This window comes from Phyllobacterium ifriqiyense (genome assembly GCF_030817885.1).
GTDB lineage: Bacteria > Pseudomonadota > Alphaproteobacteria > Rhizobiales > Rhizobiaceae > Phyllobacterium > Phyllobacterium ifriqiyense.
In genome coordinates, this window is the sequence record NZ_JAUSZT010000002.1 from 480,223 (window position 1) to 502,199 (window position 21,977).

At 51.4% G+C, this 21,977-nt stretch carries 17 protein-coding genes; 2 read left to right on the forward strand and 15 right to left on the reverse strand.

What is annotated here, in order from left to right; genetic code table 11:
• Positions 1-2: 2 nt before the first annotated feature.
• The 11 genes from QFZ34_RS03855 to QFZ34_RS03905 form a co-directional block, all read right to left on the reverse strand.
• The gene (locus QFZ34_RS03855; RefSeq protein WP_115055113.1) at positions 3-470 is read right to left on the reverse strand and encodes a cyclic nucleotide-binding domain-containing protein; all 468 of its coding nucleotides are present in this window, start codon (positions 468-470) and stop codon (positions 3-5) included.
• Between the two features lie 32 nt (positions 471-502).
• Complete coding sequence (locus QFZ34_RS03860) at positions 503-3,217, reverse strand: ABC transporter ATP-binding protein (RefSeq protein WP_307277200.1); 2,715 nt, start codon at positions 3,215-3,217, stop codon at positions 503-505.
• Between the two features lie 157 nt (positions 3,218-3,374).
• Positions 3,375-4,505, reverse strand: coding sequence for a glycosyltransferase family protein (locus QFZ34_RS03865; RefSeq protein WP_307277203.1), 1,131 nt, complete (start codon positions 4,503-4,505; stop codon positions 3,375-3,377).
• Positions 4,502-5,746 (reverse strand): glycosyltransferase family 4 protein, encoded by a 1,245-nt coding sequence (locus QFZ34_RS03870; RefSeq protein ID WP_115054956.1) that lies wholly within the window; start codon positions 5,744-5,746, stop codon positions 4,502-4,504. The genes QFZ34_RS03865 and QFZ34_RS03870 overlap by 4 nt, the downstream gene beginning before the upstream one ends.
• A gap of 11 nt (positions 5,747-5,757) precedes the next feature.
• Positions 5,758-6,972 (reverse strand): glycosyltransferase family protein, encoded by a 1,215-nt coding sequence (locus QFZ34_RS03875; protein WP_115054957.1) that lies wholly within the window; start codon positions 6,970-6,972, stop codon positions 5,758-5,760.
• A 77-nt stretch (positions 6,973-7,049) separates the two neighbouring features.
• Positions 7,050-8,225, reverse strand: a complete 1,176-nt coding sequence (locus QFZ34_RS03880) for an ABC transporter permease (RefSeq protein WP_307277211.1) — start codon at positions 8,223-8,225, stop codon at positions 7,050-7,052.
• The gene (locus QFZ34_RS03885; protein ID WP_115054959.1) at positions 8,222-9,220 is read right to left on the reverse strand and encodes an ABC transporter permease; all 999 of its coding nucleotides are present in this window, start codon (positions 9,218-9,220) and stop codon (positions 8,222-8,224) included. The genes QFZ34_RS03880 and QFZ34_RS03885 overlap by 4 nt, the downstream gene beginning before the upstream one ends.
• A gap of 2 nt (positions 9,221-9,222) precedes the next feature.
• Complete coding sequence (locus tag QFZ34_RS03890; protein ID WP_370878711.1) at positions 9,223-11,118, reverse strand: ABC transporter substrate-binding protein; 1,896 nt, start codon at positions 11,116-11,118, stop codon at positions 9,223-9,225.
• A gap of 26 nt (positions 11,119-11,144) precedes the next feature.
• The gene (locus tag QFZ34_RS03895; RefSeq protein WP_115054961.1) at positions 11,145-13,031 is read right to left on the reverse strand and encodes an ABC transporter ATP-binding protein; all 1,887 of its coding nucleotides are present in this window, start codon (positions 13,029-13,031) and stop codon (positions 11,145-11,147) included.
• A gap of 124 nt (positions 13,032-13,155) precedes the next feature.
• Positions 13,156-14,115 (reverse strand): polysaccharide lyase family 20 protein, encoded by a 960-nt coding sequence (locus QFZ34_RS03900; RefSeq protein ID WP_370878679.1) that lies wholly within the window; start codon positions 14,113-14,115, stop codon positions 13,156-13,158.
• Positions 14,112-15,458 carry an adenylate/guanylate cyclase domain-containing protein gene (locus QFZ34_RS03905; RefSeq protein WP_115054963.1) on the reverse strand — a complete coding sequence of 449 codons (1,347 nt, stop codon included), beginning with the start codon at positions 15,456-15,458 and terminating at the stop codon, positions 14,112-14,114. The genes QFZ34_RS03900 and QFZ34_RS03905 overlap by 4 nt, the downstream gene beginning before the upstream one ends.
• Positions 15,459-15,824: 366 nt before the next feature.
• Between QFZ34_RS03905 and QFZ34_RS03910 the strand changes: the two genes are divergently transcribed.
• A complete protein-coding gene (locus tag QFZ34_RS03910; RefSeq protein WP_307277221.1) occupies positions 15,825-17,162 on the forward strand; it encodes a nucleotide sugar dehydrogenase in 1,338 nt (445 codons plus the stop codon).
• A gap of 35 nt (positions 17,163-17,197) precedes the next feature.
• Here the strand turns inward: QFZ34_RS03910 and QFZ34_RS03915 are convergent, their stop codons facing one another.
• The gene (locus QFZ34_RS03915) at positions 17,198-18,352 is read right to left on the reverse strand and encodes a DUF3095 domain-containing protein (RefSeq protein WP_307277227.1); all 1,155 of its coding nucleotides are present in this window, start codon (positions 18,350-18,352) and stop codon (positions 17,198-17,200) included.
• 253 nt (positions 18,353-18,605) lie between these two features.
• Between QFZ34_RS03915 and QFZ34_RS03920 the strand changes: the two genes are divergently transcribed.
• Entirely contained in the window at positions 18,606-19,397 is a 792-nt protein-coding gene (locus QFZ34_RS03920) for a helix-turn-helix transcriptional regulator (RefSeq protein WP_162802621.1), read from the forward strand.
• Here the strand turns inward: QFZ34_RS03920 and QFZ34_RS03925 are convergent.
• The 3 genes from QFZ34_RS03925 to QFZ34_RS03935 are packed head-to-tail and all read right to left on the reverse strand — an operon-like array spanning position 19,394 to position 21,972.
• The gene (locus QFZ34_RS03925) at positions 19,394-19,834 is read right to left on the reverse strand and encodes a BspJ family T4SS effector nucleomodulin (RefSeq protein WP_307277232.1); all 441 of its coding nucleotides are present in this window, start codon (positions 19,832-19,834) and stop codon (positions 19,394-19,396) included. The genes QFZ34_RS03920 and QFZ34_RS03925 overlap by 4 nt on opposite strands.
• Positions 19,835-19,861: 27 nt before the next feature.
• Entirely contained in the window at positions 19,862-20,926 is a 1,065-nt protein-coding gene (gene flhB / locus QFZ34_RS03930) for a flagellar biosynthesis protein FlhB (RefSeq protein ID WP_307277235.1), read from the reverse strand.
• 17 nt (positions 20,927-20,943) lie between these two features.
• A complete protein-coding gene (locus tag QFZ34_RS03935) occupies positions 20,944-21,972 on the reverse strand; it encodes a flagellar motor switch protein FliG (protein WP_115054969.1) in 1,029 nt (342 codons plus the stop codon).
• Positions 21,973-21,977 lie beyond the last annotated feature (5 nt).

Here is a 21,977-nt window from a genome sequence, read left to right on the forward strand (position 1 = left end):
AATTACTTGGAAGCGTGCTGCTTTTGTTTGCTGCGAGCTTCACTGAGTTCGGTTGTTGTATGGCTTAGACGGTCTGCAAGAACGCGCATGATTTCGATCGTCATTTCCGGATAATCGCTCAGGAGCTTGATAAAGTGGTCTTTGCTTATCCGCAGGGCCTCCAGCGGCGAGTTTGCCCTCACCGTAGCGGTGCGGGAGACATCGCAAAGGATCGCAATCTCGCCAACGATTGAATCATGTTCGATCTCGGCGACCTTTATCTCGCCGCTCGGGCTGTCGGCGAGAATGTCAGCTGCGCCTGACAATATCACATAGGCGGCATCAGCTGGATCACCTTGATTGAACAGTACTTGGCCAGACTTGTAGCTTACTCGCTCCGATGTAAATGCGAGAAGTTTCAGTTTTGCGGGAGCAACGCCCGAAAACAGTGGCACCCGCCGCAACATTTCCACTTCGTCTTTGAGCAGCATATGCGTAGCATCCCCTGTGACAGTCATCGGATTTATGAAGCCAATTGTTTAAATACACCGTTTTTCTCCAGAAGAGTAGCATGCGTTCCGTCTTCCACCAGTGCCCCATTGTCAAATACTATGACTCTGTCGAACAGCTTGGCCAGGCTCGTATTGGAAAGCACCCAAATGATCGCCGGTGAATGGCCCTCTTCGTGAAGATTCTCCATAATGTTGTGAGTGATCTTATCCTGAATCCGTTGGTCGAGTGCTGGAAGCGGGCGATTAAAAATCAAATAGTCGGATCGTTTAAGCAGGGCACGCGCCACATTTAATTTCTGACGCTGAACATTTGTCAGGCGCTTGCCGCCTGACCCTACGTCGAAATCAAGGCCAATGGAAAGAACGCTCTCGAAAAGACCGAGCTTATTGAAGATGTCACGCATTATATCGCGCAGTTTGTCGGTACCATCCGCTTGCGCAAATCCAACTCGTCCGAAAAGGACATTGTCCAAGAGTGTTGCGGATGAGATGAACTTCTTTGGGTCATAGCGTTCGATGACTTCCTTGAGGTCCGCAGGTAAGTTTTCATGGAAGCGGGCCCGCGCATCTACAATCTTGGCCATTAGTTCATCATTCAGCAAACCAAAGCGGTGCCTTGGCTCGATATAAGAAAAGCTCAACCGGATAATGTTTGAGCGTTCTTCTGGGGAGGCCGCTTCGAATCCACGGCCCTGCAATTTCTGCAGAAGAATCTGGTAGGCTGGAATGTCGTCAGCCGTCATGAATGTCAGCTGTTGGAAGAACGGGTGATCTGGCGGCAAATCCTGGAACAGCTCCACGGCGTTCGAAGCGATTTCCAGACCCATGAAATACAGATCAATATAAAGGTCGTTCTCTCGCAGAACCGAGCGGAAGTAAGGATGAGCCGCAAGTTTCCGGTTGGTCATCATGGGGCGTTTCATCGTGCCGAACAGAAGATTTTCCCCGATAGTTGCTTGTGGGTTGTACTCTTTCAGCTTGAACGGAACGACCAGATCTTCGAGGCCCTCTTTCTTTAGCCGTTTGCGAAGGGCTTCACGCAGTTCGACGATTCTATCGGTAAGATCGCTATGCGTGGCGGTATTGACCAATGATCGCAGCGCCATATCCTGAATATCCTGCGAAATCATGACCGCATCGAGAACGGGTCGCACTACTTTGAAAAGGTCGTGAGGACCGGTCACACCCGCAGAGGTATAATCCACCCAGTCGCTGTTGAGATCGAGTTCTGGGTTGCCAGCGCGACGTGCCTCATTGATGTTCCATTTATAGTTGATCGCCTGCTTTCCTTCATATTCGACCTTCGTCAAAGGGGCGTGTTTAAGCCCGTAGAGAAGATTGTCGCGAAGTGTTCCATGGAAGAAATAAGTATCAGATGCGGCATAAGCGATCCTGCGGCCCGTGACTGACTCGGGCAGTTCAAGCAAATCGGTTCCGTCAATCGTAATACGTCCTTGATCTGGCCAGACCAACCGGGCAAACGCTTCCGCGAGGGCTTCAGCTCCACTGGCGCTGTTGCCAACGACGGCAACAGTTTCAGAAGGATTTATCTCAACCGAGATATGATTGAGCAGGGGTGCGCCGCTATCGTCCAGAACAGTTAGATTGACTGCATGCAAAGAATGTTCAAGGCGACCTGCCGGAGTAGGCGCGAGAGCTTGAATCCTGGGATCAACCAATCGGTCCACATTAAACTGCTCGACGACCTGAGCGTACTTAACCTGAACATCCTGACGCGCCTGATCCCAATCGATCAACTCTTTCAATGGCCCAGGTAAATCCTTGTATGCATTGATCACGGCAACGAGCTGGCCAATATCCAGTCTGCCCTGCAAAGCCAAAACACCACCGATGGAGTAGAACAAAAACGGTGTGACTTGCGCCAGAAAATTATTGATGAACTTGACCAAAAATTTCCATTGATAAAGATCGTACCGGATCGAGAATATAAGTCCCAGACGCGCCGCTATATCGGCGCGTTCGTAGTTAGAGGTATCATTGCCGTGAATGGTGCCAATGCCATCGACAATTTCACCGACACGACCTGATAACTCGCGAGCCGTCAGCTGTCGCTGCCGTCCAAGCTCCAGCAATCGCTTGCGCATGCGCGGGATAACGACGCCCTGTATGGCTACAATCCCGGCCGCGATCATTCCAAGCCAGAAGTTCTGCATGATGATGAAGACAAGAGCGGTTAAAGCCTGTCCCCCAAGCAAGGCAGGCTGCACAAATGCGTCGCCGGTGAAGCCACCCATCGGCTCAACTTCATCCTTGATCATGGTGGCAATTTCTGCCGACTTTACCCGCTTGAATTGGGACGGGGGAAACCGGAGTACACGATCGATCAGTTCAAAGCGGATACGCCGCAGCATTCGCTCACCAAGGCGGCCTTTATAGGTATTGATATAAAGCTTGAAGAGCCCATTCACGATGACGAGAAGAAGGAAAACCAGGCTGAGCGCCATCAATGTCTCGAAGCGGGTCAGTTCGAGACCGTTAAAGAATGTAACTTCGCCCACGTAAGGAATATCGTACCGGATACGCATAAAGGTCTGCGTCGCTCCAGGCGATTCAAAGCCGGTACCTTGTATGGGACCGTTGACAATCTGCTTTGGCAAGTCGAACGATAGAAAATACGGGATCATTGAAACGGCTACAACGATCAGAATCCATATCTGCTGTAGTCGTGTATTCGACCAGATATACCGAGTTAAACTTTTTTCCATGAACAACCGTAAGCTGTGACGTCAGCAGTAATTTAGATCGTGAAACAGGCGGAGCGGTGGAGATGACCTTGTGGGCTGAATCACCTGAACTTACATCATCAGAGCCAATGACGCCATATAACACGGCACTGTCGGTGCTTATTCTGACAAATCAGTCTCAGAGCATGCGCCGCAATAATGCTGCGGTCTGCTGAGCACCATTCAAGTCCAAGTTGTGTTTTGGCCAATGCGCCTCGTTGACGGCAGATGCAATGGCGCTTGTAAGAATATCGCTGTTCAAGCCGCCTTCCGGTAGTGCAATTGCCAAGCCGAGAGATTCAAGGCGCGTAGCGCGAACACTTTGCTCTGTTTCACCCCCTGCGGTGAACGGAACGAGGATCGAACGGCATTTGGCGCGAAGTATATCGCAAACCGTATTGTAACCGGCTTGGGAAATTGAAAGTCGTGCGTTTTGAAGCAGACCAGGAAAGTCCTGACGAAATCTCATAACGGTGACGTTGTCAGGTGCTTCAGCGGATAGAGCTGCAAAATCAGGCTCGGGAAGATTGGGGCCAGCGATAAGGCACCAGCTGCCCTTAAAACCGGATTGGACGGCGCACTGATATGCGGATCGAAGAAGTTCCGCACCGACAGCACCTCCGCCTGCCGAGACGACAATATCAAAACTGTCATCGGCAGGAGAGGGAGCCGGTCCGGTTACAAGCCCTGTATAAAGAACCTTGTCAGCAATCAGCTCTGCCAATGGAAAAGTGTCGGGCAGAGCTATAAAATTGGGATCGCCATGGACCAGGACGTGATCAAAATGCGATTTGATCAGCGAGACGGTTTCTTCATCGCGTCCCGGCTTTGTCCGCTCCTGAAGTATATCGCGTACTGATGCCAACAATATTGGCCTTGGAGAAGCGGTCTTGATAGCTTCCAACAGCGGCATAAGCTCAAAGCGCATTTGTCTTCGGCCAAAAGGGAAGGCTTCAATTATCACGATATCGGGTTGCACTTCGTGGAAAGCTTCAAGCAGAAGCTTGCGACGATTGTTGAGATAATCGTCGTCGGCAGGCTTGCCATTCCCGTCGACAAGTCCGTTGAAACCAGCATTTCCCGCGAGCAAGGGAGGCAAAGCGATCTGCTTTACGCCGGGTCCAGGAAATCCTCGCACATTTGATCCACCGGTAACCATGCTTACATCAAAGCCGTCATCGACAAGCGCGCGCGAAATATGACTGGCCCTTGCCAGATGTCCTATTCCAAGCAGATGCTGGACGTAAAAGAAGACGCGTGGTGATTTCATGATTTCTGCCACTCATCTTCAAAGAGCCGGGTAAGTTGCCGGATACTGGAAGTATGGTCAAAATGCTCTCGAACGCGGCGCCCTGCAGCCAGACCAAGTCGATGTCTCAAATCTGGCTCGCGGATGGCCCGCTCAATGGCGACGGCCAAAAGACGGGGGTTCTCAGGTGGCACGACAAAGCCGTTTTCTCCGCCGGTCAACAGCTCTGGAATTCCCGAAATATTGGTAGAGATGCAGACGAGATTTTGACTTGACGCCTCGACGAGTACATTGGGCAGTCCATCGCGATCACCGTCTGCAGCTACGCGACATGCCAACGCAAAAATATCTGACTGCCGGTAGTGGCTCAGCACCTCTTCTTGAGCGAGGGCACCTTTCCAAAAGATGCGATCTGATATGCCAAGTGATTCAGCGAGCGGTTTGAGCTTGGACAGTTCATCACCGCCACCGATGTGAGTGAACTGCCAATTGATATCAGGCGATAATTGAGCCAGCGCCTGTAAAAGGATATCATAACCCTTTTTCGGCACCGCACGGCCGACGCTAAGTATCCGCACCGGATCAGACTTATCGGTGCCGTCGCGGTCTGATCTTCGTTGGTCGAAATGCCCAAAACGGGTCAAGTCGAGCCCATGATAGCTTAAATGTACCTCATCTTTTCGATCAGTGAGTTGGCGCATATGCTCGAAACCGGAACGGGTGCAGGTAACACTCCAGCGTGCCTTTGCCAGTTTTTCGGTTAGCTCCCAGTCTGGTGAAGTCCAGATATCTTTAGCGTGGGCGGAACAGGTCCACGGAACGCCGGTCAAAATGCTGGTATAGGCAGTCACTGATGCCGGCGTATGGATAAAATGTGCATGCAACCATTCGCCGGCGTCTGGCCATTCATGGGCCAGTACCAGTGCTTGTCCGAACCGGCGAAAACGATTGCGGGTTTTATCACGCAGGAGATCAGTCCAGAATTGACGAAGCAACGGTCGAAATCCGGGGCGCTTCCAACTACCAATCAGGCCGCGTAATACCCGCAGCGGTTCGTTATGAAGATATTCCGGCAAATAGACGACCCGAGCCTTGATCTCATCATGTATTGGATGGCGTTTCTTATCAGTGGGCTTGCGCATGGATATAAGGGTGAGGTCAAATCCTGCACGTTCAAGCCCCAGCAGTTCCTGCGCGATGAAGGTTTCTGAAAGACGCGGATAGCCCTTCAGAACAACCAGTGTTTTACGTCGTACAGTCAAAATGCTTGCTCTTACTCGGCGACCGCAGGAAGCGGTTGATTTTCTCGATCTTCCAACCATTCGCCAACTATTTCGGAGATGTGCACCAGTCCTTCGAGACGCATGCCTTCACCTTTGCCGCTTTGGGAGGGAGGTGCCCGTTCAGGAAGACGCTTGAGCACTTCTGCAAGTCTTAACGGATCCTCAGCTTCTTCAGGCAGCAGCATCTCAATCAAACCAAGCTCAGCGGCTCGTTTGGCCCGGATCAATTGCTCTTCACGAGGAGCAATACGCGGCACGATCAAGGCGGGCTTATCGAATGACAATATCTCGCAATAGGTATTGTAGCCGCCCATGGCGACTACTGCCTTCGCTCCTGCAATCAATTCCTCCATGCGGTTGTCAAACTCGATAACCTGTATGTATGGAATTTTACTGCCTTTCTTTACCAGCTTCGCCCGTTGTTTGGCAGGCATATAAGGTCCCAGAACGATGAACGCTTTATGTTGTAATGAGGGATCTTGCTGGTAGGCATGAATGACATTGTGAACGAGGTCTGCACCATCGCCGCCACCGCCCGTGGTGACCAGAATATAATCGCCGTCAGGAACATGCACGGAAGCAGCTTCATGCGATACGCTGCGTTGCAAAAAGCCAACAAACTTCATCTTGTCCCGGATAGTCTCCGGTACTTCAAGGTCAACCAATGGGTCATAAAAATCCGGCGGACCATAGACCCATACAGTGTCATAGAGCTGATCGATCTTGTTGATAACCTGATTTTGCTTCCATTCTGCTTCCAGAAGGTGCGGAGCATCCATCACTTCCCGCAAACCAAGGACGAGCGTGGTTCCTCGCGACTTGAGATAGGTTAGAGTTTCCTCAACTTCCCCCTTGAGTCCCATGGGCTCCTTGTCGACGATAAAAATGTCAGGCTGAAACGTTTCTGCGGTATGTCTTATGATGGATTGCCGCATCTTCAGCGTTTCGTGCAGATCAATATGCCGAGCCAGAGATGTATATTCTCCGTTTCGCAATTTGATGACGCTTGGCACCTTAACAAAGTCCACCCGCGCGCGATAATCAAACGCACCCGCAATGGTCGCACCCGATATGATCAGGATGTTCAATCCCCGGTAATCTTCAACAAGCGAATGTGCAATAGTTCTGCACCGCCGCAAATGACCCAAGCCGAACGTATCGTGACTATACATCAGGATCCGTGCATCCTCGAAACGACGCATCATTGTCGGAACTTTCTTTTTTGCGGACAGGCCCGCGCGATATCATTCAAATAGGCGATCAATTGCAAACTACCAGCCTCTTATCTGTATGGATCAGCGGCGTCGCGCAACCCATCTCCCAAGAAATTGAACGCCAGGATAACAAGAATGACTGGAACCATCGGGAAAAGGAGCCAAGGGTAGAACGCTATAACGCTGACGCTTCTTGCCTCCGTGAGTAGTATGCCCCAGCTGGTTATAGGTGGTCTCAAGCCCAGTCCGAGAAAGCTCAGGGCCGTTTCGCCAAGGATCATTCCGGGAATGGAAATTGTGGCAGTTGCAATGAGGTGCGACATAAAGCCTGGAACGAGATGCCGCCCGATGATGCGGCTGCTCTTGGCTCCCATAAGCTGTGCCGCCAAGACATAATCTTCTTCGCGCAGAGCGAGCAGCTTGGAGCGTACCGATCGGGCAAGACCCGTCCAGTCGAGCATGCCAAGAATTATGGTTATGCCGAAATAGATCAGTATGGGGCTCCAGGTCACCGGCATGATGGCTGCAAGAGCCATCCACAGCGGCAAGCTAGGCAATGATTGTAAAACTTCGATAACACGTTGAACGAGCAGATCAAAGACACCGCCATGATAGCCCGCAAGCCCACCAATAATGATGCCGAGAACAAAGCTTATGGTGATGCCGATCAGCCCGATGGTCAAAGATATCCGCGCACCGTAGATGATGCGCGATAGAACATCTCGTCCCAGACGGTCGGTACCAAGAAGAAACATCTGGCCGCCCTTGGCAGGACACACGAAATGGATATTGGACTGTATTAGTCCCCAGAACCGATAATCATCGCCCCTGCAGAAAAAACGGAGCGGCTGCACATCGTCCTTTTTGTTCGTATAGACGCGTTTCAGCGACTGCATGTCCAGGCTCATTTCACGGCCATAGACAAAGGGTCCAACGAAATTGCCATCCTGGAAAAGATGGACGCGTTGGGGAGGCGAATGAATAAAATCGACATTGCGTGTGTGCAGATTATAAGGAGCCAGAAACTCGGCAATGATGATCATTCCATAGAGCAACAGCAGGAATATGCCCGATGCCAGGGCAATTCTGTGGCGCTTGAATTTCCACCACATCAATTTGAGTTGAGAGGCGAGATGAACCTTCGCCTGGGCTTCGGTCATCTCCTCGATCGACATCGGATCGAACGGTGCCGACGATACAAAATGCTGCAGGGGCGCGCCGGGGAGAGGTATTTGATCCGTCACTTCGTGCTCCTGCCAGCAAGCCGGATACGGGGGTCAAGAAAAGCAAGAGCGATATCGGAGATAAGGACACCAATAACGGTCAGGAATGCGAGAAACATAAGAAATGAGCCAGCAAGATACATATCCTGGCTTTGAAGCGCTTTTATGAGCATGGGGCCTGTCGTTTCAAGTGATAGAACGATCGCCGTAATTTCCGCACCGGAGATGATTGCTGGCAGAATGGATCCGATATCGGAGACGAAAAAGTTGAGAGCCATGCGAAGTGGGTATTTAATCAGTGTTTTGAATGGATGAAGCCCTTTCGCCCTTGCCGTCATGACGTATTGCTTTTGCAGTTCGTCCAAAAGGTTGGCGCGTAAACGGCGGATCATTCCTGCAGTTCCAGCCGTTCCAACGATAATAACGGGTATCCACAAGTGTGAAAGAATGGACCGCGCTTTCTCCCAACTCATTGGTTCATTGAGGTATTGCTGGTCCATCAAATGCCCTATGGACGTGCCGAACCATACATTGGCGAAATACATCAAGATCAGCGCGAGCATGAAATTGGGAATGGCAATGCCAAGCAGGCCTAGAAACGTCAAGCCGTAGTCGCTCCAGCTATATTGGTGTGTCGCCGAATACATGCCGATAGGAAAAGCAATCAGCCAGGTGAAAAGAATAGTGACGAAGGACACGAGGATGGTCAGCCACATGCGATCGCCAATGACTTCGCTAACGGGCAATTGATACTCGAACGAGTAACCAAAATCGCCTTGCAGCATGCCGCCAACCCAATAAAAATAGCGCAGCACCGGAGGTTTGTCCAAGCCGTATTGACTGCGCAGTTCTTCCAGATCCTGTATGTTCACCGTCTCACCTTGAGCCTGCATTTCTGCAATTTGGCTATCGATGAAGTTGCCCGGAGGCAGCTCAATGATTACGAAAACGAGCGCGGATATGATCAGCAGAGTTGGGATCATGGCGGCAATGCGCCAGAGTATATAACGGAGCATCTCTAAACTTGCTCCGTCTCAAGCCAGAATGTATCGGGCATATAAATACCCAAAAAGCATGTGGGATCAAAACCATAGAGACCCCGTTCCGGCAGGTTTTGCAACTTGTTCGAATGAAGCACGGGTTGCAACGTGCCATTTATAAGCCCGATCGAGAAAACCTGGCTCGTAAAAATTGAAAGCATTTGATGCCAAATGGCGGTTCGCTCATCCATGCTTCTCGACTCCCGCCAGCCTGTTTGCAGGCGTATCAACTCTTGCGCTTCAGGCAAATCCGGGGCTTGGCCATTCTGGCCGAGCGAAAGGTGATACATGCCCCATAAGGGCCATTGGAGCTGGTCATCTGAGGTCGGCGCTAATTGCTGCGGATTCATATCTGCAGTGGCAACGCCATTCTCGATGCCGTACCAGATCGACATCATAATTCTGCCGGCCTGTGCACGGCTGCGGAAAATATCGCGCTGCGATGTGCGAGTATAAAGTGCAATGCCGATTTTTCGCCAATGATCGGTCACGAGTTCCAGTACATCGGTGTCCAGTGTACTTTCGCCCGGCGTTTCAATGGTAATTTCAGCAAGGCGACCGTCCGGCAGCAGACGAATATTGTCTTCATTGCGTTTTTGCAGGCCAGCCTCGTCGAGCAGAGCATTCGCTTGATCTGGGTCATGGTTGATCCAGGCATTGGCATATTCTGGTTTGTACAGGGGGCTTTCTGGAAGCACCGTATCGGCGCTCGCCGTTCCAAGGCCGTAAAAAACCGCCATATTGATTTCGTGTCTATCAATAGCCAGTGACAGTGCCCGGCGTACGCGCGCATCACGGAATAAACCGCGCCATACTTCATCTTTGCAGTTCAGATTGGGCAGAATTGCCACGCGCGACCCTCGGGTCATCTTCCACAGATTGACCTTTACAGGATAGCGCTTCTCGGCATCTTTCAGGAAAGTATAATCATTAAAATCAATGCCTGCTGCCTGAAGATCGCTTTCTCCCGCACCAGTTTTTGCCGGGATAATGGAAGAGGAACTGACATTCAGAATGACACGGTCGATATAAGGTAATTGTCTGCCATTCTCATCAACGCGGTGGAAATAAGGATTTCGTTCGAAAACAAACTGTTCGGAAGGCGGGGCTGTCGTGTTCCGCCAAGGGTACAGCGTTGGCAGATTGGGATTTTCTGGACGGTATTCACGCGCCATCTTGATATGCAGGTCGGCCCATTTTTTCACCCGGTTTTCCTGCATCAACGCAGAAAGCCTGAACTGGTCCTGGTACTTTTTGTGAAACTGCTTGAGATAGGCCGAGGGGCCATGAATAGCGAGCGGTTGTGGTGCTGCCAGACTGGGCAGAAAATTTGGGTTCGGGGCATCCCAAGAATAGCGCACGGTCAGGTCGTCGACGACTTCAAATCGCGGCAACTTGCCATTGACACGCAGATCAAGTGATCCACCGCCGGGGGTTAGATCTTTGTTGAGAAGTACGTCTTCCCACCAATACCGGAAGTCATCTACCGTCAAAGGCGAACCGTCGGACCAACGATGACCTTCGCGAATGGTAAACGTGAAAACAGTGTCGTTTTCTTCTTGAAATGCCTCGAGAATATCCGGTTGCAGCGTCAGCTTTTCATCATATCCGACGAGCCGGGCATATCCGTAGATCGTCATGAAACGAATGTCTTTGGCGCTACCGATTATAGTGCGGATTGTACCGCCATAACGGCCTGGTACGCGGCCCATTTCCTTGAGACCAATAATGCGAGGGCGCGTGGGCAATCGCTTGACAAGTGGCGGCAAGCTGCGCGCTCTCAACTGATCAGACAGGAATTCGGGCTCCAGATCGCGATCCGCCGCTGACGCGAAATTCGGAGATAGCAGACATCCCAGTCCGCCAAGCCCGATTGTACCAAGCACTTCGCGCCGCGTTATCACGCTCGTAACTCCCTGGCGTCAACATTGCGTCTGGCCAAAACAAGGTGTCCGCCACCCAGATCAGCCTGGGCAAGATCGTTAGAATCGGTTTCGTCAAAAAACTGAGGTCCCCAGGCTCGTTTGTCCGAGGCACCACTCGCCTTGAGGGTTTTAAAATCAAGAGGGCGGTCCAAATCGGGAAAAGGGACAGCCGCGAGAAGGGAGCGGGTATAGGGATGTATCGGATTGCGCAGAATGATTGCGGAAGGTGCTAACTCGACAATTCGACCAGCACACATGACTGCTATCCGATCAGCCATATAGTCGACCACAGCAAGGTTGTGTGAAATAAACAGGTAGGTTAGGCCCAATTTCTTTTGTAGATCCTTAAGCAGGTTCAAAATCTGCGCTTGCACGGAGACATCCAAGGCGGAGACGGGTTCATCGCAAATTAACAATTGCGGTCCAAGCGCCAATGAGCGTGCAATTCCTATGCGCTGACGCTGCCCACCCGAAAAACTGTGCGGATAGCGGTTGAGAAAGCGTTGATCAAGCCCGATTGCCTGTATCAAGGCTCGTACTTTTTCCATGCGATAGGCTCTATCCCCGCGCCCATGTATTTCCAGCGGCTCACTCAGAATGTTCTGGACTGTCATGCGCGGAGACAGGGAAGAAACTGGATCCTGAAAAACCATTTGAATATGGGTTCGCAACTCCATCAGAGCTTCGCCTTGCGCCGCTAGAACGTCAACCTCTCCCTTGCCTTCGTTGAAAGTCACGCTCCCGCTGTCGGGCGTAATGGCACGCATTAAAATTTTGCTCAATGTGGTTTTGCCGCACCCGCTTTCCCCAACCAGACCAAGGCACTCGCCCCGGCGAATGTCGAAACTGACATCATTGACGGCCTTTATGCGTGTCTTGTCCTGCTTGCCAAACATGCCGGATTTGCGAATGGCATAGGTCTTTGTCAGGTTTTTCACGCTCAGCAAAATCTCTGGCGTGTTTTCGGGCTTCGGCTTTTTTGCCCAAAGCGTGTCCGAATTGACCGGAACTTCACGCAAAGCCTTCAATCGTTCTCCTGGCTTCATGTCGAAGTGCGGTACGGCAGCCATCAGCCCTTTTAAATACGGATGCTGCGGATTGCGAAAGATAGCATCGACGGGACCCGCTTCCATGATCTCGCCATGATAGATGACCACAACCTCATCAGCCATATTGGCCACGACACCGAGATCATGCGTGATCAACAGCATCGCCATGTTCAACTTTTGCTGAAGGTCCTTCAACAATTCAAGTATTTGAGCCTGTATGGTAACATCGAGGGCGGTCGTCGGCTCATCTGCGATCAAAAGGGCAGGGCGGCAGATCAAAGCCATCGCTATCATTGCCCGCTGGCGCATGCCTCCGGATAACTCGAACGGGTACATGTCATAAGTGCGTGCAGGATTGTGAAACCCTACCAGTCCCAGCATCTCCTCAGTCTGTGCCCTGCGTTCTTCTTTGGTCGCCTGTGTATGGATTTGCAGGACTTCGCTGATTTGGTTGCCGACAGTATGCAATGGCGACAGGGATGTCATTGGCTCCTGAAAGATCTTAGCCATTCGCTTGCCACGCAGATCTCGCAGCTCAGCACCGTCAGGGCGCATTTGCAATATGTCGCTTGCTCTGCCGTTTAGAGGATCGGTGAAAAGAATTTTACCTGTGACGCTGGCCGTATTGGGCAAAATGCCCATAACCGACTGACTTATAACGGATTTGCCGGAGCCAGACTCGCCCACGAGAGCCGTCACTTTACCTGGCAGGACGCGAAGATTGACGCCCTTTACCACATTCATTCGTCCACCAAGCATCGCAAAAGAGATGCCAAGGTTCTCAATGCGTAATAAATCCGTTCCCGACACCATGCGAGCGACTTAATCCTTAAAGGCTGTCGTTTTCTGTCAACTGGAACGAGACTAGCTTACGCTCTTGTCCGAGTCCAGTTGGTTGAATGGCGATTGCCCATGTAGATCAAATACATACTCTTGTTTACGGTACAGGACAGACGGAAGCATCAAGAACATCGGAACAGCGCGGGGAGCGGCGGAAATTGTCGAAATAAAGCGCCCATTCAGTTTTGTCGGCCGCGCGATACGGGCCAAACTTGAAATATTGATTATCGCCTAGCCCTTTGTCTCCGTGGCCTATGTTTCCTTTGACGGTCACGATCCATTTATTATTGGCAAAAATCTCGACATGGCCCGATCCGTCAGGGCCTGGTTTTGTATATATGGCAAAATCAATCCAACCCGAATCCGGCGTAGGCAGCTTGTTGCCCCTGTCGGTTACAACAATGGCATCAGTGCAACTGTTGAACTGCTTGCCGTCTTGCGGGGTCCATTTATCATCAGTGGCGATAAGCGCACGCATCTGATTGGTGTCAGGTCGATACCAAACCGGCGTCTGTTTGTCGCTGCAAGCCTTTACAGTGCTTGGGCCTGCTGCCTTTGTTGGCGCGATATAATTGGTTTCAATCGTCGCAAAAAGTTTTCCATGATTGAGACGCAATGCCAAAAATGGGCTGAAATCACCCACAGCTTCTGGCCCAATTTCCCTTTTCCACTGCGCGATCAGATAGCGATGATCATCTTTCGGGATCGGATCGGCAAATTTTACCGCGAAGCCATACCAGACGCCTTGGTCATAGGGGACACGATGCTGGGTTTTCTCCCAGACTTCAGCACGCTCGCTGCAGTTTTTTCGCACTTTTGGGCAAAACGGTTTTACGCTTAACTTCAGTGCCCCAGCACCGGTCTGCTTTATCTCGGATTGAAACTCGACTTTACCAGCCTGCTGTTCAAAGTTCTGGCGGTAATAAAGCCCACCTGAGGGGGAGAAATCTTTCCCGTCGAAACCATCAATCAGAACGTCGCCTATGGGTTCTGCTGCCGCACCCGTTGCACTCAAAGCTGCCGCAAGAAAAGCCATAGCGACGTATCTTCCTGTCATTGCATGAATTTCTCTAAAAGGGGACGTTTGGGCGGAGTAGACTTGGCATCTCTGTGAAGTAGCATGACCTGTTCGGCTTCCGAAAGTCCATCATAAGTTATTTCGTCATAGGCATCGTCAAGCTGCGCGGTCTGTCCTGCAGGTTTCGGCAATAGAACCGTTACCTTCTGACCAACACCACGCAATTTTTCCTCGCCAAGAGTGGTCCAATCGCCTCCACAATATGTGGCAAAGGCCTGGCTGGCCACGACTTCGCGGTCATATTTCTTTGTTAGGCTTTGAAGTCTTTGCACCTCATTTACGGCCGATCCGAAAGCCGAAAATGTCAGCCTGTCCTTCAATCCAACATTCCCGAACATGACATTGCCCACATGCAGTCCAATTCCATATTTAATGGCGCTGAGGCCTTCTTGCTGCCGCATGATGTTGAGTTCGGCAACGCGTGCTTGAGCCTTGGAAACAGCAGACAGGGCGGACTGACACGCGACTTTGGAAGGGTCCTTGTGCCTGCCGCAAGGATAGACGGCAAGAAATCCATCGCCCATAAAGCTCAAAATTTCGCCGCCACCACGGTTGAAGGGCGCGGCGATCGCATCAAAGAAATGGTTGAGGGTATCAATATAGGCCTGCCGCCCTTCTTTTTCTGCGAGCACTGTTGATTGACGCATGTCGCCCATGACCAAGGCGGCGCGAATAGTCTCGCCATCACCCCGGCGAATCTGGCCATTGAGAACGCGCTTGCCAGCATTACCACCAAGGTAAGTGGTCAACATATTGTCGGCGAGTTTTCCCAGAACGGCCATTTTTGCCGCAACAGCAAGATGGTTCTGCAAACGCAAGAGTTTGGCAATCATTGGGTCGCTGAAGCCTTCACTGGAATCAGTTGCCCACGATCCCATCATGCCTTGGGTCGATTGGCCGCCAAAGGACTGCAAAAACGCAAGATAGTCAGTCATGCCTTCAAGTCTGAGTTCATCCAGAACCGGGAACTCCGATGGCCCATCAAGATCAATGCGCCGCCGCAGATGCTCAAGATTGTTGCTGAGCAAATAGAAATAAGGGCTGAGAAGAAACCGTTCGGGTTTTTCACCAGGATTATGGCGGTAACCTTCCACAGTCATGCCACTTGAACGCTTCCAGGTAAAACCGAGAGCGTCGTAAAGGGGGTGAAGCATTGAAAAGGAAAGATTGACGCGGGCTATTGGTAGGCCCGCCGCTGCAATGCGCTCGCAAAATCCGCGCACGATTACTTCAAGGCTGTCTCCAGCCAATGCTGACTCTGTAACCCAGTCTGCCACCTTGTCGAGAAGAATTGTGGAAATATCCGCTTGGGTCGCGCTCATCCCTCGTCCTTACAAATTCGAGCTACGTCCATTTTCCGCGTATGCCATTTGTCGAACGTGTCAACTACGCTCGAACAGGAGAATAATAACAACAGGATGAGTGAATCCGGATGCAGTGTCAACGCTGGCAAACAATCCACCTGTGGGGTCGATCCGCCAATTACGCTGGACTTTCGCAGGTAAACAGACAGGCGCCCTCTAATTAATTACATTGACATTGGTTAGATGGGCATTTCCCCAATCTGAAACAATAGGGCGTTGTCACTTGATTGTGACGTAAGTGGTGAGGTTGCGGTCGCTTGACAGCTATCCGTATAGCAGCCATCTACGAACGAAGGCGCAGGCCAGATAAGACTGGAATATCACGTGACCAATACTGCTTTTACCGACCTTTCGAAAAAACTCCTGACACAACAGGCAAAAGCCGGAGTAATCGGACTTGGATATGTTGGACTCCCGCTGGCGATTACGCTTGCACGCAGCGGATTGCACGTAACTGGCTTTGATGTCGACCCGGCAAAAATTATCGCGCTGGACGCCGGAAATTCCTATATCGAAGCGGTTAGCAATGCCGATCTAGCCAGAGAGACTTCAGCAGGAAGATTCCATTCTTCGGATGATTTCGGGCAACTCGCGTTATGTGACGTGATTGTCATCTGCGTTCCGACGCCCCTGACAAAACATCGGGACCCTGATCTTTCTTATGTTGAGGCAACGAGCCGTTCAATTGCAGCCACGCTTCGAAGGGGTCAGCTTATAGTGTTGGAGTCGACGACTTATCCCGGCACAACGGACGATATTGTCAAAACCATTCTGGAAAAGACCGGGTTGAAGTCAGGTCAGGACTTTTTTCTAGGGTTTTCGCCAGAAAGGGAAGATCCGGGCAATCGCGACTTTGATACGTCCAGCATTCCAAAGATCGTCGCTGGCGATGGTGCTGAAGCCAGTGAGTTGATGCAGGCCTTCTATGGGCAAGCCGTCAAGACTGTTGTGCCCGTCTCATCCAATGCGACGGCTGAAGCAGTAAAACTTACAGAGAACATTTTCCGGGCCGTGAATATAGCGTTGGTCAATGAACTCAAGACACTTTACGCTGCAATGGGGATCGATATCTGGGAAGTAATCGAAGCCGCAAAGACAAAGCCCTTTGGCTATATGCCATTTTACCCTGGGCCCGGCCTTGGGGGTCATTGTATTCCCATCGACCCTTTTTACCTGACCTGGAAATCGCGGGAATATGAATTGCCGACGCGATTCATTGAGCTTGCAGGCGAAATAAACTCGGCTATGCCGCGTTATGTGATCAGCAAATTGTCGGAAGCACTGGATATCCGTGAGGGGAAAGCCCTCAGCCGTTCGCGCATCCTGATCATTGGTTTGGCGTACAAGAAAAATGTTCCCGATATCCGCGAAAGCCCCTCATTACGACTGATGGAAATTATCCACGAGCGTGGCGGCACTGCCGATTATCACGATCCATATGTCGCTGAAATTCCCACGACGAGGGAATATATGGCTTTGAAAGGTCGACAATCAATCGATCTTACAAAGGAAACTGTCCAGTCTTACGACGCGGTTTTGATTTCGACAGATCATGATTGCATTGATTATGCATCAATAGCCGCATGGTCACCGTTAATCGTTGATACTCGCAATATTTTCACGAAACGTGGGCTCATGGCAGACCATATAATAAAATCATAAGTGCTACCGTGCCCAACAGCCAAGCCGCGTCACCCTCAGACGAGTTTGGCTTTAAGGTTGCTTGCAGCCATTGCATAACCGCCAGAGGCACCGTCGATGAAGTGGATATGGTCATGCGCCAGCGGCGTGGGAACCAGACAGGTTATCAAAGCCGAGCTTTGCCTGTGTAAACCGTACTGACAGATTCCCTCTTTGGCTGCGTCTTCCAGCCGCTCTTCAATACGTGTCAACCGCGCAGCATCAATGTCGATGGTCATCTTGAGTCCATCATCGAACTTGCGGAAATCAGAATTTTGAACCAGTTCGCGCTTATACGCTTTGGGATCAAATCCACCGGCTGTCAGACCCAGTTTTTCCAGCATTATCGTCAGTCCGATCTGAGCGAAAATGGCAAACTTTTTATAGAGCCTTTTCCCAGCCGGAGCAGTTGCCCTTGCCTCGGTACTGATGCCCTGCAATGTGAATTCAATCTGTGGTCCTTCTTCCGGAATTGGGTGGGCGCCGCGCGCTTGCTCGGCAGCTATGGCAACAACATCAGCCACCAATTGCTGGAAGCGGGCGTCTGCTCCCGATGCCCCGGGCACTGCAATAATGGAAACAATCTCACCGTTGTGGGCGTGGACCGGATTCCAACGGCAGGACAGGCCCGTCAGATCAGGACGCGAGCCCGAGGGCGCTGGTTTGATCAGAAATTTACCCGCTTTCATTTGAGCTTCAGCCCAACTTGCTCCTCCGCCGGCGAACATCGCATAAGAGAGCTCCGAGCTGACTTTAAATCTGGCCACGCGTACATCAAGACCTTGAGCGCGCACCGCCGCCATTGGAACAATGGCCGCTCTCAGGTTCAACTGCAATTCATCCGCCACCCAGGCTTGTACTGCCGCAAGTGCTTTGCGAGCCTCCAGCTCCTCGGAAGCAGGAAGAGCAACCAAAGCTCCATCGCCTCCGAATATAAATGGATGGTTTTGCTTCCCTAATGCGTTGAGGAGAGCCGATATGACGCTTGCGCCCGCCACGTTGACGGCCTTGTAGCGTCCCTGTTTTATGGCTTCGGTTGAACCCACTATGTCTGCAGTGGCCAACACCCAGTCAGCGGGAAGCGCCTTGTAATTGGCGTTGTCCGCAACGCCTTCAAATTGCTCGAAAACAGGCAATGTCTCAAAAAAATTGTCGTTCTTTTCAGTCGTCATAAGCGACAGTAACACAGGCCGATTGTGCAGGCGATGCACACTTATCCATCGGGCTGCTCAATGCACAATAACGGCAGTGCCTGTTAAATATGTGAAAAGTTGAAAATACAATTGTTCGCGGCTTGTGTGTCCCGTGAACGGTATGCAACGATATAACTGCTGCCGATTCTTGCCCATCAAATCGAGCCATTCCTTGAGAGTGCTAATAACATGCCGGCATATCGTGCCCGCAGGGGGACTAGTTTGTTATCCGATGCATTTTGATTTAGCCCATTTCCCGGATTTTCAGGAAGGATTTTTCGGTATCTCTGCCAAGAGAGATGTGCTCGAGATGCTGATTGATATCCGGGAGCAGTTGGATTGTCTCCACATAACCCATATCGGCTACTCCAACCAGACCGCTCCCAACAAGGGCTCAACTCCAGACGTTTCTGTTACCACAACCCTGCCTTTCAGCTGGGCGATGCGCTATTCGGCAAAAGGTTATTACAAGTTGGATCCGCTGCTTGATGCCGTGGTTATGCCTCGGCGCCCTGCCCAGGCAGCAGGAAGCATACGAAATCTGGCAGATGAAGTCGCCTTGTCATCCGAGGTAGAAAAATACTTTTGGGACCGCGAGATGCGAAACACTGGTAGCCTGTTTCTTGCAGTAGGTGCTTCCAATCCCCACGGCTTCAAAGGGATTACAGAATTTACGTTCAACGTCGGCAAATCTGAACAGGCAGGCTTCATCGAGCGGATGCGCCAACGCCTTGTTGCATGTTCATCGCGTCTGCACACCGCACTCCACGGAAATCGCAATCCGGTCCTTGCTGCCGTTGTTGCCAAGCTGCTGACAAAACGAGAACTGGATTGCCTCTATTGGGCTGCCAATGGAAAGACGGACGGCGAAATCGGCGAAATTCTTGACATCGCGCGCTGGACGGTAGTGACGTACTTGCAAAACGCAAAAAACAAGCTTGGTTGCGCCAATCGCACCTCAACCGTAGCAACTGCTTTGGCATTGGGCGTTATCGAAATGCCTGTTATCGCAAACAGGTTCTAGTCGGTGCTCTCGGAAGCTGTGAATTGAGGCAAATGGGCATCTGCAAAAGCTGCTTCAAGCAAAGCCGTGTTTTCCGCCGGGCTTCGGCCCGTTTCAGCAAAACGCAAATGATGAAGGTCAATTTCAGTGGAATGGGCTGAGAGGATCAAGCGAAAATATGCATTGACGCCCATGTTGCTGAATTCCAGATCAAGTGTCACCGTGGGCGTCGAGTTCCAGTCGAGGTGATACTCACCTCCGTGCCCGAAAGTCAGCGTATTGGGATAAAAGGTCAACTCGGTGGCCGAGTTTACGATGTCGGCAATATTGCCGAACAGCTCACAGCGGATGAAGGCAATATAGTCGGCCACGTCAACGAGCAGAAGGTCTTTGATAACCTCCGTCAGATGCCGCTCTAGAATCTCGACGCGTCTCGCGGAATACTGGGTTTTTTTCATATATTCATCCGACTATCGATAATTATACTATTTTCGGCGGGTATTAACAAATTGAATAAGTTCGGCGACAGCCTTGTAGAATTCCGGCGCGATTACATTATTAACCTGCACCTGTTTGTAGAGTGAACGTGCCAACAGGACATTCTCGAAAATCGGCACATCATTTGCCTCTGCGACTTCTCTTATCTTTAGTGCGATGATGTCCTGACCCTTGGCGACAACGACGGGAGCGGGATCCTTTGCCGGATTGTAGCGAAGTGCAACCGAGAAGTGTGTCGGATTTGCGACGATAAGAGTGGCGGTCGGAACTGACGCAATCATCCGCTGCCGCGCGCGATCGCGGCTGAGGGATCTCAACCGTGACTTGAGCAAAGGATCGCCTTCAGCCTGCTTGTGTTCGTCCTTGATCTCCTGTCGTGTCATGCGCAGTTCATTGCGCCAGTGAATGCGCGACCAGGCAATGTCGAATGCTGCCAGCACAGTTACTGCGATCGCTATCGAAGAAAGCAGGCGGGTTATATGGGCCCTAATAAGCTCCGGAAGCTGCCCGGGTTCAGTGATTATGGCATCAACAAAAAAATGGCTGTCGCGAAAAAAAATCATGAAAACAATGATGCTGGCCGCGGCAAATTTGAAGGTTGATTTTAGAAACTCAACGCGTCCGGCAGACCCGAAAATACGCGACCAGCCTTTGGCGGGCGACACCCTCGACGCTTGTGGCTCGACACGGTTGAAAACAATTCGCGGAGCGTTTTGCAGAACCGATGCAAGGATGCCTGCACCGGGGATCAGGATCATAATGGGAAGCAGCGCAAGACCGACGGCTGCTCCAATTATTCCGAACAACTGCCGCGCATCATCTGCGCTGTTCAAACGCCAGTCATCTGATTTGTCAAAGAGTTCAGAAAGGAAGGATGAGAGTTTTGCACCGCTTGGTATCGCTACAAACACCAGAATGATGATAAGCGCGATGATCGAGGCAAGGATGGGTGCTTCGCGAGAGAAGGGCAGGTTGCCTTTCTCCATTGCATCGCTGATTTTCTTTTCAGTCGCCTCCTCGGTTTTGCTCTCTTTGTCGGTCTCGTCTGACATCTAGCAGGACTGCTCCGTTAAGGTCCGACCTGCTCGGGCTCAAGGCGAAGATCGCCGCGTTCAGCCAAAGCAATTGCGGTACGTGCGATAGAGCGCCTGGCCTCCGTTACAGCATTGGCATTGATATTGTTCGGGCTGGAGAGTTCTGTCTCAACCATGCGGCGCCCGCGTGTCGATAGCGACTGAAGAATGAGTTCTTGGAGCTGCGGCTCGCAACCATGCAAGGCTGTGGTAACAACATCGGTCTGAATGTCATCGAACAGAACAAGTCTCGAGCGTTGCGACAGACGGGCAATATCCTCGAAGGTGAACAATTTCGCCTTGATCTTTGCAAGGTCGTCCGCACCGAGATCCGTCAGATCGCCAAGCAGTTCGTCGATCTCGGATTTTTCCAGCTGATTGATAATATTCGCGATCGTGCCGTGATGGCTCTTTTCGGAAGCCGTATTGTCTTTTCCTGTTACCTCACGTTGAAGAATGGCTTCGAGCATGGCGGAGACAGCTGGGGCAACTTTGCGGATATGCAACGTGCGCTGGATCAAGGCGCTGCGCGTCGTTGGTGAAAAACGGATAAGCAACTTTGCTGCGATATCGGATGGCAGGCGGGAAATCACATAGGCTGTGACCTGCGGATGCTGATTAACAAGATAGGCGTGCAAGATCTCGGCGGGAATTCGCGGTAATTGATCCCAAACGGACTCCTGAGCCAAAAGTTCGGGCCGGCGGTTTTCGATAACGGCACTTGCTTCATCGGCGGTGAGGGATTCGCGCAGCAGGCCCTCAAAGCGCATCCCGGCTTCGGATACCGGCGCACCGTCGGCAAATGCATTCTCGAACTGCTTTACCAGTTCTTCGAAGTCGCTGGGCGTGATGGGTTCGAGCTTGCGAGCGTGTACCGCCAGTGAACGCAAATCATCCGCTGTGAAATGCTTGAGGAGGCGGGACGCGGATGGCCGTCCGATGGCGACGAGCAATGCCGCCACTTTTTCAGGTCCTGACAAATCTTGGATGGCGCTTGATGCCTCTTCGGTTGCGTGATCGCTCATCTCGC

What these genes read in the sequence shown, in the direction of transcription:
- QFZ34_RS03855 (WP_115055113.1), bottom strand. Translation starts at nt 470, where the DNA reads ATGCTGCTCAAAGACGAAGTGGAAATGTTGCGGCGGGTGCCACTGTTT.
- QFZ34_RS03860 (WP_307277200.1), bottom strand. Translation starts at nt 3,217, where the DNA reads ATGGAAAAAAGTTTAACTCGGTATATCTGGTCGAATACACGACTACAG.
- QFZ34_RS03865 (WP_307277203.1), bottom strand. Translation starts at nt 4,505, where the DNA reads ATGAAATCACCACGCGTCTTCTTTTACGTCCAGCATCTGCTTGGAATA.
- QFZ34_RS03875 (WP_115054957.1), bottom strand. Translation starts at nt 6,972, where the DNA reads ATGATGCGTCGTTTCGAGGATGCACGGATCCTGATGTATAGTCACGAT.
- QFZ34_RS03885 (WP_115054959.1), bottom strand. Translation starts at nt 9,220, where the DNA reads ATGCTCCGTTATATACTCTGGCGCATTGCCGCCATGATCCCAACTCTG.
- QFZ34_RS03895 (WP_115054961.1), bottom strand. Translation starts at nt 13,031, where the DNA reads ATGGTGTCGGGAACGGATTTATTACGCATTGAGAACCTTGGCATCTCT.
- QFZ34_RS03900 (WP_370878679.1), bottom strand. Translation starts at nt 14,115, where the DNA reads ATGACAGGAAGATACGTCGCTATGGCTTTTCTTGCGGCAGCTTTGAGT.
- QFZ34_RS03905 (WP_115054963.1), bottom strand. Translation starts at nt 15,458, where the DNA reads ATGAGCGCGACCCAAGCGGATATTTCCACAATTCTTCTCGACAAGGTG.
- QFZ34_RS03915 (WP_307277227.1), bottom strand. Translation starts at nt 18,352, where the DNA reads ATGACGACTGAAAAGAACGACAATTTTTTTGAGACATTGCCTGTTTTC.
- QFZ34_RS03920 (WP_162802621.1), top strand. Translation starts at nt 18,606, where the DNA reads ATGCATTTTGATTTAGCCCATTTCCCGGATTTTCAGGAAGGATTTTTC.
- QFZ34_RS03925 (WP_307277232.1), bottom strand. Translation starts at nt 19,834, where the DNA reads ATGAAAAAAACCCAGTATTCCGCGAGACGCGTCGAGATTCTAGAGCGG.
- flhB (WP_307277235.1), bottom strand. Translation starts at nt 20,926, where the DNA reads ATGTCAGACGAGACCGACAAAGAGAGCAAAACCGAGGAGGCGACTGAA.
- QFZ34_RS03935 (WP_115054969.1), bottom strand. Translation starts at nt 21,972, where the DNA reads ATGAGCGATCACGCAACCGAAGAGGCATCAAGCGCCATCCAAGATTTG.